The organism is Aliarcobacter skirrowii CCUG 10374 (genome assembly GCF_003544835.1).
Lineage (GTDB): Bacteria > Campylobacterota > Campylobacteria > Campylobacterales > Arcobacteraceae > Aliarcobacter > Aliarcobacter skirrowii.
In genome coordinates, this window is sequence record NZ_CP032099.1 from 1,457,957 (window position 1) to 1,474,559 (window position 16,603).

Consider the following 16,603-nt stretch of genomic DNA (forward strand, 5'->3'; position numbering starts at 1 on the left):
ATTCATACCATTTAGAAATAATCAACGGTAAAAGCCAACATTTTTCTTTTAATTTATATTTATTCAAAATAAATAATTGAATATATCCTAATAATATTATTATATATAGTAAAATTAAAAAATATAAAAATTCCATTATTTCTCTTCCTTTTTATTTTTAATCAATAAATATATAACTAAATAGTTGTATTATAATTATCAAAAATATTAATATATTTCTTAATAGCATTTTTGACTCTAATAGATTATCAAACTTATCAAAATCAAAATCTTTATATTTTGGGTGTTCTTTATCTATTTCATAATGAAAATAAAACATCTTATAATCATAATCTGGTACAAAATTTTTGTATTGTTTTTTTGTTTTTTTAAAAGGTAAATTATTTTTATTTGGTAATATAGATAAATACATTTTTATTATATACAATATTATACAAATTTGTATAATAAATAATAACTTACTCATTTCTCTTCCTTTGTATCTTTATTAAATAAATTAGGAATAGAATTAAAAAAGTCATTTATATTATTTTTAGTATCATTATATAAATTTATAGCTGGATTAAAATCTAATAATTCTTTTGTATTATTTATTGTAGCCTTAGTATTTCCTACTCTAATATGTCCTTCTGCTCCTGGAGTATTAACAGAAAAAGAAATTCCTGTTGTACTTTGATTAGTTTCTTTACTTATAGTTGTATTTGTTACATCTACTCCCCATAAACCTACTGAACCACCATGATTTAGATAACTTCCTTTAAAATTATTTACATCATTAGTAAATACTATTCCAAACACTCCTCCACCTGAAGCAGATGGTGTTCCAGCCCCTGCTTCTACGCTAATATAATCTCCACTTTCTTTAATGAATTTTCCATCTTCAAATTTGATATTTGAGAAAGAACCTTTACTTGTTGCCCCTGATACTCCCATAGATGCACTTGCTTGTCCACCCCAATAAATTACTAAATCATCCCCATTACTTTTATCAAGCCCAGCAAACTCTTGATTATTTGTATTTAGCATATTAACTGAAGTATTAAATACTGATGGATACTCTGTTACCATTCCATTATTATGATTATTTGTACTTGCTAGGTTTCCTCCATTTACTATATTCAATGCTCCATCTGTATAGTATGCTAAGTTATCCCCAAAGTTTGTTGCATAGATATTTTGGTCTTTATCATTTGCAACAAATATATTATTTTGTTTATCCATATCATGCATTATCTCATGTCCCGTTGATGATACTAATTCACTTGTTGAGTTATTATATTTATCATTTACATAAGATATATTTGTATTTGGGTCATAATAACCTTTTACTTGGGTATTATTTGTTCCTGTTTCATCTGTACTTATTAATTTTACATCATTTACAACATATCCTAACTCTTGCATTACTGTACTTGCTATCTCTTGTAGCATATTTTGTTTTACCAATGGGTCTAAGTTTGGGTCTTGCAAATATTTTGATAGTTCATCACTATTTGCTATCTTTGTTTTCATTGCATTATACACATCTACATTTTGTTGTGTTTCATCAAAAAAATCTACTATACTTGCTTTATCTGTTGTAACTATCTGTTCTATTGCTTTTGCTATTGCACTTGCTGTATAAATATCATCTTTTATCTCTTTTCTTCCCTCTTCTGTTAGCAATCTTGTATCCAAAGTTGCATCTACTTTTGTTCCTGTTTGGCTTGAGTACAAATCTTTATTTATAGCATTTACATCTTGGTTTAGTTTTGTTATATCATCTGAATTCTCTTTATCTTTGATTATGATATTCCCTTTTCCTAATGTTGCTAATGTTTTACTTGCATTTGTTTCTAATGAATTCTCAGAGTTATATCCTAGGTTTGAAACATCTCCTTTTACATTACTACTTATACTTCCACCTATAGTTTTACTTGAAGAGTATGAGCTATTTGATAAGTTTGCAAATGTTAGGGTATTTGTTGTTAGGTTTAGATTATCTTCATCACTAGATATTAATGAACCTTTTAAGTGTGTATTATTTCCTACATTTATATTTACATTATCTCCTGTTATAGAGCTTAGAACTGTTTGTTTACTTTGACTTACTCCATTATTCATAGAAATTCCAGAGTTTACAGATGATACTTTTCCTATATCTGTACTTGGTGCTCTCTTTGCTTCTTTACCTCCACTTCCTATACCTACTCCTGCATTTACATTAAACCCTGATTGATTTGAAGAGTATTCATCTCTTAAAGATTCTAAGCTTAAGTTATTCCCTACATTTAAATTTAATGTATCATTTGCTTTTACATTTGCTCCTATAAAACTTGCATCATTTTTTACATTTACATTCATATTATTTGCTAATAGTTGTGAGTTATTATTTACTACACTATCACTTTGGAAACTTTGTTTCCCTCCTCCTAAAGATGCAGTTCCTCCACCTCCTCCATACATTGTGAAGTTTACACTCCCATTTAAACTCTCGCTATCTTGTCTTATACTTGTTGTATCTTGAGAAGCTTTTACATTTAGGTTTGTTGTATTTATATTTAAACTATCATTTGCTACTAGGTTTGAACCAATAATATTTGTATCTTCTTTTGTATTTATTGTTATACTGTTTGATACTAGGTTCGATGAGTTTGAGCTTGTTGTTTTATTTTGAGTATTTGTTTTACTTCCATCTACATCTAAAGATAAACCTGCACTAAACCCTAATGTTCCACTTGAAGCAGCAGCTGCTGCACTTTGAGTAGCTATTGCTGTTGTTTTACTTGCCAAATCTGCTGTTGCACTAGAAATTGCTGCTACATAGTATTTCTCTTGTGATTTTAGATTATCTATAAAGTCACTCAAATCTTCTATATCACTATAATCTACTCCTACTTCTTTATTCTTATAACTTTGTTTTAATTTTGACAAATTGTTTTCTAGTTTTTTTACTTCACTCTTATAGTTACTGTAATCATCTTTGGTCTGTTTTAGTTGCTCTGCACTCTTTACTGCACTATCTACTGCTTGTGCTATCTCTACATACTCATTTTGTAATGTTAAGCTTATCTTTGCACTTCCATGCTTCTCATCTATATTTTGGCTATAACTATCTGTTGAGCTTAATATATTTACATCTCCAACCGTTGAGCTTAATGTTATACTATCTTCTGATTGTAAATTACTTCCTACTATATTTATATCACTTAAGCTATCTAAACTTATACTCTCTCGTGCTTTTAGGCTTGATGCATTATTTATAACTCTTTGAGAGCTTTGATCTACTTCATCAAATTGGGCACTTCCTAATTCAAACTTTAGTTTTGTATTACCTTTCATCAAATCTTTATATTGATCTTTTATTACACTTGTTATATCCGAAAGCCCTACTTCTATTTTTCTCTCAAAAGAGCTCATATTTTCTAAATCTTGGCTTGAACCAATATTTATCTCACCCGTATCTGCTTTTATATCAATATTGTTTGCTTCTAAATTTGAACCAACTATTGTTGTGCTTCCGCTATCTATTTTTATATCATTTTTTGCATTTAAGCTACTAGATACATTTGTAGAATTTACTTTATCATTTTTACTTATCTCTTGAGAATAAAGTGTTGTTTCAACTGGTACTATAAGTGATACTAATCCTGCTAAATTGAAGCTAGATTTCTCGTGTACCTCTTTTTTTGCTAGATATTCACTTTGACTTGCTATTAATATATCTTCCAATGCTTTTAGTTGGATATCTGCACCACTATTTATCTGGCTTGCAAGTATATTTATATCTTTTCCTGAATTTAAAACTATATTTGCAGCTTGTGTTTCAAGTAAAGCACTATTTAGTTTTAAAGCATCTGTTGAGCTAATATCCAAGCTCTTTTTCAATCCACCAAATGATGATTTATTTGTTTGATGTAGACTTCCCTCTTTATACTCTTTTGCTAAAATATTTATTGATTTATCTGCATCTACAACTATATTCTCTTTTGCTTTTAGTTTTGTGGCTTCTAGGTTTATATTATTCCCTGAATTTATATAAATATTCTCTGCATTAAACTCACTTGAATTTACACTCTCTTTATACTCCATATCTCTTGTTGTTTTTTTACTAAATGTTCCTTTTGTTGTTATCTGTCGGTCTGTATATCTTAGGCTATTTAAAGCTTGTACATTTACATCATTTTTGGCATTTAGATTTATATCATTTGTTGCATTTAGCTTACTTGCTTGTAGATTTATATCATTTCCACTTTGCATTATTATATTATTTGCTTCTATATCTGATATTTGATACTCTACATCTTTACTCTTATCAAATCCTCCACTAAAATATAGATTATGTCCACTCTCTTTTTTTATTGCATTTAGGTTTATATCTCCTTTTTCTGTTTGCAACACTACACTCTCTTGTGCTTTTATATTTGCTCCGATATTTGTAATATCTTCTTTTGCTTGGATTACTAAGTTTCCATTTGTAGCTTCTATAGTGCTTGTTTTTCCTATTTCGGTATTTGTAAAATCTCCATTTTTTACCTGTTTAGTTCCAAATAGAGTTCTCTTATTTAAAACACTATCTTCTGTATAGGTATTTGAATATGTCTCATTTATCACACTTCCATTTAGTGAAGCAATAGCTATTTCATCTCCTTTAATCTGCCCACCATTTTTATTTATAAAATCCTCATTTGAAATAAGTGTGGCTTTCCCACGAGATAGCAATACTCCCGAATTGTTTGTGATACTATTTGCTTTTACATTCATATTTTGATTTGATTTTATAGTTCCGCTGTTATTTAAACTCTCTTTTACATCTAACTCTATGTTATTTGCTATTATAGTTGCACCTTGAGATTTGTAATCTTTTGCCAAATATACAACAGGTACCAAAACTAGCTGTCCATCTACAATTTGCTCCTCCATCCAAACTATATCTTCTGTAAGATTATCTATTTGTTCTTTAGATAGAGGTTTACCCAATTCTAACTCTAAAATACCACTAAGATTTACTGCATTTTCCATCAATACTACAAACTGTTCATTCTCATTTTGGAAATCTGGATTTAAAACTCTTTGTCCTGTTTGTTTATAAATTGCATCACTTACTAATTTTGTTTCATAGGCTGCATCCCCTAATCTTTTTATTTTTCTATCTTGACTATATCCAACCTTATCAAAGAAATATGAACTTCCTATGTAGTTATCATAGTTTGTATATAAAGGATTACTCTCTACTAGATACTCTGGATTTTTATTTGGATTGGTTGTTGTAAATAGTGAATATCTATTTGTTGGTAGTTTATAGTTTCCCTCTTCATCTTTATTTAAAGGTATATTTTTAAACAAACTACTATTAAAAGAGTTATATGTATCAAACTCTAATGTTTTATTCTCTAGCATTCCATTTTCTAATTTATCTAAATTTGCAAATATTTTACCACCTGCTTGGATTGTAGAGTTTACACTATCTATTACCTCTACATTGTAAGTAGTTTGTCTACCTCTATAAGCTGAACGATTACTATGGTCTACACATTTTCCTAAAACTTTATGTTTACAATACCTCTCATTTTGATAGATATCTTTATGAGTTGTTACTAATTTTACAATATCTGTTGATATATTTGCTAAGGTATTAGCTTCTATATTTATATTATTTTGTGCGAATATTAATGAATAGTTATTTTTTATATTATTGCTTATTATATTCATATCATTACCTGATATGATAGAAGAGTAGATATAATTTTTATCATAACTCATAACATCTGTATATATTGTAAAAGCATTGTAGGTATTCCCAGTTCTATCTCTTGCTATTGTTTGTGTATTTATTCTTGTACCATTTTGAATCGATTTTGAATTTCCAGATTGTATATAAGAGCCTTTTATATTTGGATTACCAGCTAGATTTTCTAGGCTAAAAGCTTCTATATTTATATTTTTATTTTGAGTTTTTATTATTGCTTTATCATTTATAACTCTATTAGCTTTTATACTTATACTATTTTTTGCTTCAATAGTTGCCTTTTCATTTGCCAAATCTACTACACTACTATTTGTACTATTTAAAAGAGTATCTTCTACATATAAATTTACACTATCGTTTGAATAAATAGTATTATAATTTGTAAGATTTTTAGCAGTTATATCTATATCTTTATTAAGTGTTGCTATTGCATTTTTATTTACAATATCATTGGCTTTCAAACTAATACTGTTTTGTGCAATAATAAGTTCTTCATTCGTTATATCATTTTTTGCTTCCATATTTATACTATTTGCATAAACAATATTTGTATTTATAGAGTCATTTTTAGAAACTATATCTACATCTTTTTCTGAACTTACTTTATCTAAAAATATTTTCCCATCTGCACTTAAAACTAAACTATCTTGAGCAATTATCTCAATAGGAAGATTTACTCCTACACCTTTTTGTGTTCCAATTAAGCTTATTTTATTTGCATATATTCCACCCAAAGAGCTAGAGTCTAATGATAAAAGTGGTTTCTCTTTTACTACATCTTCTATATTTTTAATAGTTCCATCTTGTAATATCTTATTCTCTCCAGTTACTACATCAAGATTTTGTGCATATATTTTTGCATTCAAACTAACTGTCTTTGCATAAAGTTCTGCTTTATTTACATTTGAAACATTTAAGCCACTTCCATCTATATCTATTTGTCCAGTTTTTATATCAAACCCTCTTAGCTCATGATTAATAATATTTGGATTTCCTGTTGTGATAGTTGCTTTATAAGTATTTATAAATCCAGCACCATTTATATAAATACCATTTGGGTTTGCTACAACTACAGATGCCCTATCTCCTGCTACTTCTGTAAATCCTTTTAAATATGTCCTATTTTTACTTGTTACTTCATTTAAAATTGTTTTTGCTGTACCATTTCTTAAGTTCTCATTTCCATAAATATAACCTGCAAGTTGTGTATTTACCTCTTGCTTATTTGAGTTATTTAAAATAAGTCCATCTTTATTCACATTATAATCGCTAAACTTATTGTGAGATAAACCACTTTGAGTTGGAGCCACTATATTTACAACTGGAACCCCATTTCTAGCTTTTTCTATATTTGCTTGATTATTTTTTGGTGCAGTTGTATCTACTGCCAAATTATTAGCTATTAGAGTTTGTTGTAAAAACAAGCTTGTTGTTATTTGTAATGAAATTATTTTTTTTATATAATTTTTCATTTTTATTCCCCCCTCCTAAAAACTATAAACTATACTAAATCCATAAAAATCAGAGCTTTGCTCTTTTGTATATTCTGTCTCTTTTTTAGGTCTATTATAAAAGATTTCAAAACTCACATCTTTGTAATAAAATCTACTTCCAAATGCTGTTCCACTTATACTTCCAGCATTACTATAAATATTATCATCTATATATCCATAATCAAAACCTACATAAGGCATAATTACAACTTGGCTTATATAATATCTTTGTAAGATTTCATTTCTTAAATAAAATCCCTTATTTCCACTCAAACTTATATTATTGAAGCCTCTAACACTATAAATCCCACCTACACTTATCTCTTCTGTTCCAAAAAGATTATTATTTGAATATTGACCTCTAAACAATAAGTTATATTGTAAATTATGTAATTTATCAAAATATTTATTAAAACCAAAATCTAAAGTAAATTTATCAAAATAGATATTTTGTTCAGAAAACTCCTCTTTTAAACCTGATATACCTTTATGATATAAAAGCTTACTATAAAAATCAAAACTATTTGATACATAACTATGTTTATATCCAAATCCAATAGGTCTAATTTTATAACTTTGTAAATCAAGTTTTGCATTATTTAAATAATTTCTTGTACTCTTATCTTCATAATTAATTATAAAACTAAGATTATTGTTAATATTATGAAAAAGCTTATATTCCATCTCTACACCAAAAGAGTAATTATCACCATTTGAAAGAAAATCATTTCCAAAGAAATCACTATTTATCTGTTTATAGTTTGAGTAATTATAAAAAAGATTAAATAAAGCTCTTTCAATAGGAACTGAATAATTTATAGAACTACCTATAGTTTTATTTTTTGTTTTTAAGGCATTATTTGTAGTATTTAAATTAAAAGATAAAATATCATTTATATTTAAAAGGTTTTCATAATTTAAATTATTATATATCTGATATTTACCTGTATAATCTGTTCCAAAATTATTTACTCCAATAGTTCCATAATATGAATTTTTTTGGCTATTATTTTCTATATATATCTTTGTATAAAATGGTTCATTACCAGCATATAATTGTAAATCTAAATTTTGTGAATTTAATCTATCACCTTGCATAAGAGCTACTTCTAAATCTTTTATATTTAAAACTCTATTTTTATAATTTAAATAAAGATTTGAACTATTTACATCTTTTGATAAAATTTCTTCTATTTTTCCTTCAAATACATCTATAACAAAACTATTATTATTTAAATCTTGAGCTTTTATATAAGCTTTACTTGTAATAAATCCACTATCTATATATTTATTTGTAATTTTATCTCTTAAATTTGATAAATTTCTAATACCATTACATCTGTTTAAATATGGTTCAATAATTTTATCAAAATAACCATCTTCAAAAACAGTAACACCTCTTATATAAATATTTTTGATATTTATACAACTTTTTTCATCTAGGTCTTGATCTATTTTTATTATATTTTTATCAAAAAGCTTTTCATTTTTTTTTGCTTTATTTGCTTTTTGCTCTTCAAATACTCTTTTTTGTTCTAAGTCTTGGATTTGTTTATTTACTATATCTAAAGGAGTGTTTGCATATATATTTAGAGTTATAAAGAAAAATATATAAATATTTCTCATTTTTTATGTTTCCCCTTACACTATTAATTTATAAGCGAATGTGTAGTTTCACTTATAAACTATATTTTATAAAGAAATTTTAAGCAGTAAGACCTTTTGATTCAATAAACTCTTCGTAAGTTCCTTTGAAGTCTAAAATTGAGCCATCTGCTTGAATCTCAATAATTCTATTTGCATAAGCATCAAGGAGCTCTCTATCGTGAGATACACAAATTACAGATCCCGCATATTGGTGAAGTCCTTCACCTAAAGCAATAATTGCCTCAAGGTCAAGGTGGTTTGTAGGTTCATCAAGAACTAAAAAATTTCCTTGCTCAAGCATGATTTTAGAGAGCATCATTCGATGTTTTTCTCCCCCACTACAAGCATCTACTTTTTTCTCTTGTTCTTGTCCATTAAAAAGCATTCTTCCTAAACAGTTTCTAATCTCTGCTATATCAGCATCTCTATCAAAACCTCTTAACCAATCATAAAGTGTCATATCACCTTTTATAATATCTGTTGTATTTTGTGGGAAATATGAGTTTTGAATAGTTGCTCCCCATAAAATCTCTCCACTATCAGCTTTTATATTACCCATTAAAATTTCACATAAAGTTGTTTTTCCTATACCATTTGCTCCAATTAAAGCTATTTTATCACCTTTTTCTAAAGTAAATGATACATCTTTTAATACAACTTTATCTCCATAAGATTTTGAGATATTTTTAACAGTTAAAAGCTCTTTTCCAACCTCTCTTTTTTGTCTAAAAATAATAGATGGATCTCTTCTACTTGATACTTCAATAGCTTGAATATCAAGTTTATCAAGTTGTTTTTGTCTACTTGTAGCTTGTTTTGCTTTTGAAGCATTTGCACTAAATCTAGCAATAAACTTCTCAAGCTCCTCTTTCTCTTTTTGTTTTTTATTTACATCTGCTTGTTGTTGTTTTGCAATTAATGTAGAAGCTATATACCAATCATCATAAGTTCCACTAAACTCTCTAATTTTTTTGAAATCAACATCAAGTATATTTGTACAAACAGCATTTAAAAAGTGTCTATCGTGAGAGATAACTACCATTGTACCATCGTGGTGTTGAAGTTGATTTTCAAGCCATGAAATAGTTTCAATATCAAGGTTATTTGTAGGTTCATCTAAAAATAGAATATCAGGTTTAGGGAAAAGAACTTGTGCTAAAAGAACTTTAACTTTATCACCACCTGTTAGAGTGCTCATTAAATTTTGTTGAGTTGAAGCTGGAAATCCTAAATCCTCTAAAATCTTTGTAACTTTAATATCATACTCATAAGTTGGATCCTCTTCACAACAAATAATCTCAAGCTCTGCTAGCCTATTATTTATCTCATCAGTAAACTCAGGACTCATATAAAGCTCTTCTTTCTCTTTTATAGCATCATAAAGTCTTTTATTTCCCATTAAAACTGTATCAAATATTGAAAAGTTTTCATAAGCAAATTGATTTTGTGATAAAACTCCAACTTTTTTTCCATTTTGAATTTGCACTTCACCTTCAGTTGCCTCTTCTTGACCTGAAAGAATTTTTAAGAAAGTTGTTTTTCCAGCACCATTTGCTCCTATAAGTCCATATCTTTTCCCGCTATCAAGTTTTAAGTTTATATCCGCAAAAAGAACTCTAGCACCAAATGCTTTTTTTAAATTAACTGTTTGAACCATATTCTAATAACTCCATTTTGTATAATTTTATTGATTAATTTTTGGCGATTATATCCAAATTAAAAAGTTTTTGCCTTAAGAGTGAGCTTAAAGCTCTTTCTCAAAAGCAAGTTTCATAATATCATCTTCACTTATAATATCGCTATTATCTTCATTTGGTGGATTTTTAATCCATAAAACTTTTGTTTTTAGTTGATCAAGTTGATATTTTGTAAGATTTTTTATAAGTTGATCTGTTACCATCTCTTTTGTTAAAGTATTTGCATTTAACATCTTTTTTATAACTTTCTCTAAGTTTTTCTTTGTAGATTCAAATGCTTTCTCCTCATCTGTTAAAGAGATATACTCCTCATCAAGATATTTCATAACAGCATCACCTGGATATTTATAAGTTGTAATCCCTTTGTAGTTATATTTTTGACATTTTAGTCTTGGAATATAAACTCCCGTAAATACATACCCTAAAACTGTATTTATCCCTTCAAGTGTTCTTAATGGATTGTGAGAGCAGATATAGTCATCTTTTACAACAGTTGGAGAGTTTTGAAGAGATGTAATATTATTATGTAAAATTACAAAACTTCCTTTAACCTCTTTTGGTCCTCCTCTTAAAGATACCAACTCATTTTTATGAGCAAAAAAACTTCCACCAACTCTTGTTGGGCAACCTTCTAAAGATACAAGCTCATTTTCACTTATATCAAAATCTCCATCAACATAATTAAAATTTAAAGGTAATTTTGTAAGGTTTGGAAGTCTATTTGAAAGTTTTACATCACCTTGAACATCAACAGAGTTATCAGGCAAAATTGTAGTTCCTTTTATATCAAACTTATCAAGCCAAGCTTGTATATCTTCAGCATTTGTAAGAGCAACTAAAGGTCTGTAAATATGAGAAACTGCCTCTCTACCATTATATTTATATACTTGATCCTCTTCTGATTTTGGATTGATATTTAACTTAATATCTGTAATTAAATCTCCACCAATCTCATCAGCAACACCATCAAGTTCAGTTATTCTGTTTGTATTACAAATATAATCTTGTTTAACTGTAATTGGTCCACCAATTAAGCTCTCCAAAATATTATTTGAACAATCAAAATATGTATCAATACTTTTTGGACCACCTTCAAGTGTAGTTAGACGATTATTATTACACTTAAAGTGTCCTCTTACAGTTCTTGGACTAGCTTTTATTGATGTTAGTTCATTAAATGAGCAATCATAAAAACCTTTTACCTCTTTTGGACCATAAGATAGGTTTTTTAGATTATTATGAGAACAATCAAAATCACCAACCTCAACAGGACAATCAAATAAAGATGTTAGTTTATTGTGTGAACAGTTAAAATCTTTCATAACAATTTTTGGACAACCCTCAAGGCTAGGAAGTTCATTGTTACTTATATCAAAATAACCATCAATTCTATCAAACTTAACTGGAAGTTTCTCTCCTTTTAACTTTTCACTTAAGTTTACATTACCTTGAACTGAAACATAAAAATCATCTGAAATATGGTAGTTACTTATACCATACTCTCTTAACCAATTTTCTATCTCACTAACATTAACTAGCATTTAATCCCTTATTTAATAAAAATATTGATTATATTAGCATTTTACAGCTTTAGTTAATATATTCAACAATTTTGTCTAAATCTTCTCTTAACTGTTTACTTTGCTCTTTTATTCTATATCCAAAAGGAACAATTACACTTAGTTGATACTCTTTTGTATTTAAGTTTAAAACTTTTTCTACATTTTGTTTTTCAAACCCTTCAATTGGACAAGAATCAATTCCTTTAATAGCTGCAGCTGTCATCATATTTGCCATTGCAATATATGTTTGTCTTGATGTCCAAGCAAGAGTTTTTTCATCGCTGCTAAAAGTATCTTCTAAGTGACTTGAATATTTTTTAATATAAGCTTCAACCATATCCTTAGGTAGTCCTCTTCTATTAAACTTTCTTAAAACTTCACTTGAAGTTGGTTTTGTACTTTCAATTGCTGCTAAAATTACAACTAAGTGTGAGCAAGTTGTAATTTGTGGTTGATCCCAACAAAAAGGTCTTATTTTTGCTTTTAATTCAGGATTTGTAATAACCAAAAATTTCCAAGGCTCTTGTCCAAATGAGCTAGGAGATTTTCTTCCTGCTTCAAGAATATATTTTATATCTTCTTCACTAATCTTTTTTGTATCATCAAATACTTTACAAGCATGTCTAAAATCCATTGCTTCCATAAAAGTTTTTTCCATATTTTTCTCCTATTAATCTATTTTGTAATTTTATAAAAAATTCTCTCTTAAAGTCTCTTCAAATTTAGCTAACTCTTTATTTAAATCCAAATCACCTTTAAAAATATCGTGAACAGAGTAAGTTTTTAAAGGCTCTAATCCAACAAATTGAAAAGTTTTATGAGTAGCAACATTTGCTTCATCTAATGATAATCCATCAAAAAAACCATTTGGATTATTAAATTCACTCTTTGGACAGTTGTAAGTGATACTTAACATATATTTTTTACCCTTTAAAAGTCCTCCACTTCCATAAGTTTTACTCTCATCACTTCTACTTCTTCCATCACTTGTATAGTGTCTTCCTTGAGTAAAAGTCTCATCAAAATATTTTTTAGCTATCCAAGGAACTCCCATCCAATAAACAGGATATTGAAATAAAACTGCATCAGCCCACTCAAACTTCTCACACTCCTCTTTTACATCATAACCTTTTTCAATGTGTGTATATTTAACTTCAAAACCATTTTCTTTAAAAAATTTATTTGCTTTCTCTATTATTTTATTTGTTAATTCACCACGTGCAACTACATCATAATATTGATGTCCATTTATAATTAAAACTTTTTTCATATATATCCTTTATAAAATTATTTAAAACAATAATGTACCAAAATAATCTTAATCTCTATATTAAATAATTAAATCATATTATGATAAAGTTCCACTTTACTTATGAAAAAGGTTGATTTTGGAAAATATATTATTAATTTTATTTGCACTATTTTTAGGGTATATGTTAAATCGTTTAAATATTATGCAAAGGGATGGTTCAATTGCTTTAAATAAATTTGTACTTTATGTATCATATCCTGCAATTGTACTTTTACAAACACCAAAAATAAGCTTCTCTTTGGAGCTTATGATTCCAGCAATTGTTGCTTGGCTTGTTATGACATTAAGTGCTTTTTTAATTCTTTTTTTATCAAAGATTTTTGATTTTAGTAAAGAGGTAACTGGAAGCTTAATGCTAGTTGCTATTTTGACAAATAGCTCATTTTTGGGTATTCCACTACTTGATACATATTTGCCAAATGATAATTTCATGCCATATTTACTAGTTTATGATCAACTAGGAACCTTTTTGGCATTTGCAATATATGGAACATTTATAGTCTCACTATATACAAGCAAAACAAAGGTTACTTTTAAGCTAATCACTATAAAAGTTCTAACTTTCCCACCGTTTTTAACGCTAGTTTTTGCTCTATTTTTAGTTGGAGTGGAGTTTAATCCAACTATTACAAAAGTATTAGAGGCTTTTGCTCTAACAACTGTTCCAGTAGCACTTGTAGCAGCAGGACTTCAACTTCAACTTAAACTTCCCAAAGAGGATATAAAACCTTTTAGTGTAGCTTTATTTGTTAAACTTATTTTTGCTCCAATTATTGCAATTATTGTTTGTAAAATTTTTGGATGGAATAATCTAGCAGGAACTGTATCAATACTAGAAGCGGCAATGGCTCCAATGATAACAGCAGGTGCAATAGCAGCAATGGCTGGACTTGCTCCAAGACTTAGTTCTGCAATTGTTGGTTATGGAATTTTAATCTCATTTGTTACTACATATTTTTTCTCTTTAATTATCTAAAGAGTTTTACTAAAGATTAACTATATTTTAGTACTATTAGCACAAAATTTAAAAAAAGGAAAAAAATGTTAAAAACAGTAAAAAATGCTCTATTTTTATCAATATTTTTATTAACTTTTTCACAAGCTAATCTTATTGAATTAAAAAAGAGTGAATATGCACAATTTGAGAATTTAGAGCTTTTAAAAAGAAACTCTATAACTGTTGAAAAAGCTTTTAATGCAGGAGAGTTATATATTTTAAAAATATCAGCTCAGGGTGCAAAAGATGAGATTTTTGTAACAAAAGATAAAAAATATGTAATAAGTGGAACAGTAATAAATAGTTCAAATGGAACTCAACTAAAATCTCCTGTTGATTTAACACCACTTAAAAATAAAGAGGCTTTTATTTATGGAAATGGAGATAAAGAGTTAATTCTTTTTACAGACCCACAATGTCCATATTGTAAAAAATTTGAGTCATATTTTGAACAGATTAAAGATAAAGTAAAAATCAAAGTATTTTTTTATCCACTTGATTTTCATAAAGAGGCAAGAGATATTAGCAAATATATACTAAGTCAAAAAACTACAAAAGAGAAAATTGATGCTTTTTTTGAGTTTGAAATTGGAGATGATTTAACAAAAATTAAAAATATGAAATACTCAAAATCTCAAAATGAGAGTTTAGAGAAAATTTTAGATGAGCATTTAAAACTTGGAACAAACTTAGGAGTTCAAGGAACACCAGCACTTTTTGATAAAGATGGAAATAGTATTATTTGGGTAAAACTTCTATCTGATTATAACATTAGTGTTAAATAGCAAAATTTATTTACTTTTTATATCTTTGTGTTAAAATTTCAGTCTTAGATCTCAGGTTGAGATTCCATCACTGAATTTTTAATTTATAGAATGGACAAAATTAAAGTATAATTTTGGAGATTCATTTGAATAATCTAAATCACTGTATATCTATATTTACAGGTGATATACCACCATCAAAAGCCTTATTCTTAAAACTTGAAAATGCTTTTTTACTTGCTAATACTCATGAAATAATAGAAATTGTTTCACAAAAAGCCAATATTGAAACAGAACTTCGTGGTTGGGCAAAGTTAAGAGGTCATTTATATTTAGGGCGAGAAAGTTTAAAAAATCAATACTCTTATAAAATTCAGAAAATATCAAAGAATAGTTTTTCACAAAAAGCTTCTTGGGATAAAAAGATGAAAGGTATTGACACTTCTAATCCAAAACTAAAAGATTTGAACTTAAGTGATGAAATACTAATTAAAGCACCAGAAAATAATGGACTTTTAACAAGAGGAATTATAACTCAAGAAAATAGTCCTATTTACGACTTTGAATTATCTTTTAAGGAACAAGTTTGGTCAAACCCAATCTCAGTTTTATATGAAGAAGGGAAAAATTTACAATGGAATGCAACAACAGATATTCCTTGGAATGAAATTCCTGAGTTTAATCCAGTTTTAGAAAAGGCAATTTGTCAGATTATGACATATTTAGTTGAAAATGAATTTTCAGCTTTATATATTCCTGGAAAATTTATAAGTAAAATAAATCCATACTATATGGAAGTTCCACTTTTTTTATCATCACTAATGAATGATGAATCAAGACATATTGAAGTATTTACAAAAAGAGCAAATGCAAATGGCGGAGGATTTCAATATTCAAGTGAAGTTACTCAGCGTTCACTTTTTTCATTATTTAAAGAAGATGATTATATTAAAAGCTCTTTTTTACTTCATGTTATGGGAGAAGGAACTTTTGTTGATTTATTAACTTTTTTAGAAAAATATATGCCAGATGAAGCTACAAAAAAGATTATAAGATTATCAAAAAGAGATGAAATGAGACATGTTGCTTATGGGATTGAACATGTAAAATCTGCCATTGAACAAAATCCAAATAGGATAAATGCTCTAAAAAACAGTGCTTTTAAAAGAAAAGAGTTTATGGATGAAATAAGTAGTGAATCATCTTTATTACTTGAATCTTTAGCAATTCTTGCAGGTGGAAGCGATGAGCCAAATGACTATAAAAAAGGATTTGATTTAGTTGAAGATTTAAAACAAAAAATGAATGAAAATAGGATAAAAAGATTAGTTAGTATAGGTATTGATGAAGATTTAGCGAATGATATTTCAAAAGCACACACACCAAATTTTATGTAATAGGAA

Annotated in this window: 10 protein-coding genes; 3 read left to right on the forward strand and 7 right to left on the reverse strand. The window is 27.6% G+C overall.

Annotation, left to right across the window (positions count from 1 at the left end; genetic code table 11):
* Window positions 1-157: 157 nt before the first annotated feature.
* From ASKIR_RS07660 to ASKIR_RS07690, 7 genes are all read right to left on the reverse strand, one after another.
* Window positions 158-466: a hypothetical protein gene (locus ASKIR_RS07660; RefSeq protein ID WP_115588180.1), complete on the reverse strand. Its 309-nt coding sequence runs from the start codon at window positions 464-466 to the stop codon at window positions 158-160.
* Window positions 463-7,200, reverse strand: a complete 6,738-nt coding sequence (locus ASKIR_RS07665) for a two-partner secretion domain-containing protein (protein ID WP_115588179.1) — start codon at window positions 7,198-7,200, stop codon at window positions 463-465. Before ASKIR_RS07665 ends, ASKIR_RS07660 begins: the two co-directional genes overlap by 4 nt.
* A gap of 15 nt (window positions 7,201-7,215) precedes the next feature.
* Window positions 7,216-8,847, reverse strand: coding sequence for a ShlB/FhaC/HecB family hemolysin secretion/activation protein (locus ASKIR_RS07670; protein WP_066350018.1), 1,632 nt, complete (start codon window positions 8,845-8,847; stop codon window positions 7,216-7,218).
* A 79-nt stretch (window positions 8,848-8,926) separates the two neighbouring features.
* Window positions 8,927-10,525, reverse strand: coding sequence for an ABC-F family ATP-binding cassette domain-containing protein (locus ASKIR_RS07675; RefSeq protein ID WP_115588178.1), 1,599 nt, complete (start codon window positions 10,523-10,525; stop codon window positions 8,927-8,929).
* 87 nt (window positions 10,526-10,612) lie between these two features.
* Complete coding sequence (locus tag ASKIR_RS07680; RefSeq protein ID WP_066350014.1) at window positions 10,613-12,106, reverse strand: leucine-rich repeat domain-containing protein; 1,494 nt, start codon at window positions 12,104-12,106, stop codon at window positions 10,613-10,615.
* A gap of 49 nt (window positions 12,107-12,155) precedes the next feature.
* A complete protein-coding gene (locus ASKIR_RS07685; RefSeq protein WP_066350012.1) occupies window positions 12,156-12,785 on the reverse strand; it encodes an NAD(P)H-dependent oxidoreductase in 630 nt (209 codons plus the stop codon).
* Between the two features lie 30 nt (window positions 12,786-12,815).
* Window positions 12,816-13,397, reverse strand: coding sequence for an NAD(P)H-dependent oxidoreductase (locus ASKIR_RS07690; RefSeq protein ID WP_066350011.1), 582 nt, complete (start codon window positions 13,395-13,397; stop codon window positions 12,816-12,818).
* A 118-nt stretch (window positions 13,398-13,515) separates the two neighbouring features.
* Between ASKIR_RS07690 and ASKIR_RS07695 the strand changes: the two genes are divergently transcribed.
* From ASKIR_RS07695 to ASKIR_RS07705, 3 genes are all read left to right on the forward strand, one after another.
* Entirely contained in the window at window positions 13,516-14,415 is a 900-nt protein-coding gene (locus ASKIR_RS07695; protein WP_066350009.1) for an AEC family transporter, read from the forward strand.
* A gap of 65 nt (window positions 14,416-14,480) precedes the next feature.
* Window positions 14,481-15,221 carry a DsbC family protein gene (locus tag ASKIR_RS07700; protein ID WP_066350008.1) on the forward strand — a complete coding sequence of 247 codons (741 nt, stop codon included), beginning with the start codon at window positions 14,481-14,483 and terminating at the stop codon, window positions 15,219-15,221.
* A 125-nt stretch (window positions 15,222-15,346) separates the two neighbouring features.
* Window positions 15,347-16,597, forward strand: a complete 1,251-nt coding sequence (locus ASKIR_RS07705) for a ferritin-like domain-containing protein (RefSeq protein ID WP_115588177.1) — start codon at window positions 15,347-15,349, stop codon at window positions 16,595-16,597.
* Window positions 16,598-16,603 lie beyond the last annotated feature (6 nt).

Bases quoted from the DNA above. Each gene is read 5' to 3' on its own strand.
- ASKIR_RS07690 (WP_066350011.1), bottom strand. From the start codon at position 13,397: ATGAAAAAAGTTTTAATTATAAATGGACATCAATATTATGATGTAGTT.
- ASKIR_RS07685 (WP_066350012.1), bottom strand. From the start codon at position 12,785: ATGGAAAAAACTTTTATGGAAGCAATGGATTTTAGACATGCTTGTAAA.
- ASKIR_RS07670 (WP_066350018.1), bottom strand. From the start codon at position 8,847: ATGAGAAATATTTATATATTTTTCTTTATAACTCTAAATATATATGCA.
- ASKIR_RS07665 (WP_115588179.1), bottom strand. From the start codon at position 7,200: ATGAAAAATTATATAAAAAAAATAATTTCATTACAAATAACAACAAGC.
- ASKIR_RS07680 (WP_066350014.1), bottom strand. From the start codon at position 12,106: ATGCTAGTTAATGTTAGTGAGATAGAAAATTGGTTAAGAGAGTATGGT.
- ASKIR_RS07700 (WP_066350008.1), top strand. From the start codon at position 14,481: ATGTTAAAAACAGTAAAAAATGCTCTATTTTTATCAATATTTTTATTA.
- ASKIR_RS07660 (WP_115588180.1), bottom strand. From the start codon at position 466: ATGAGTAAGTTATTATTTATTATACAAATTTGTATAATATTGTATATA.
- ASKIR_RS07675 (WP_115588178.1), bottom strand. From the start codon at position 10,525: ATGGTTCAAACAGTTAATTTAAAAAAAGCATTTGGTGCTAGAGTTCTT.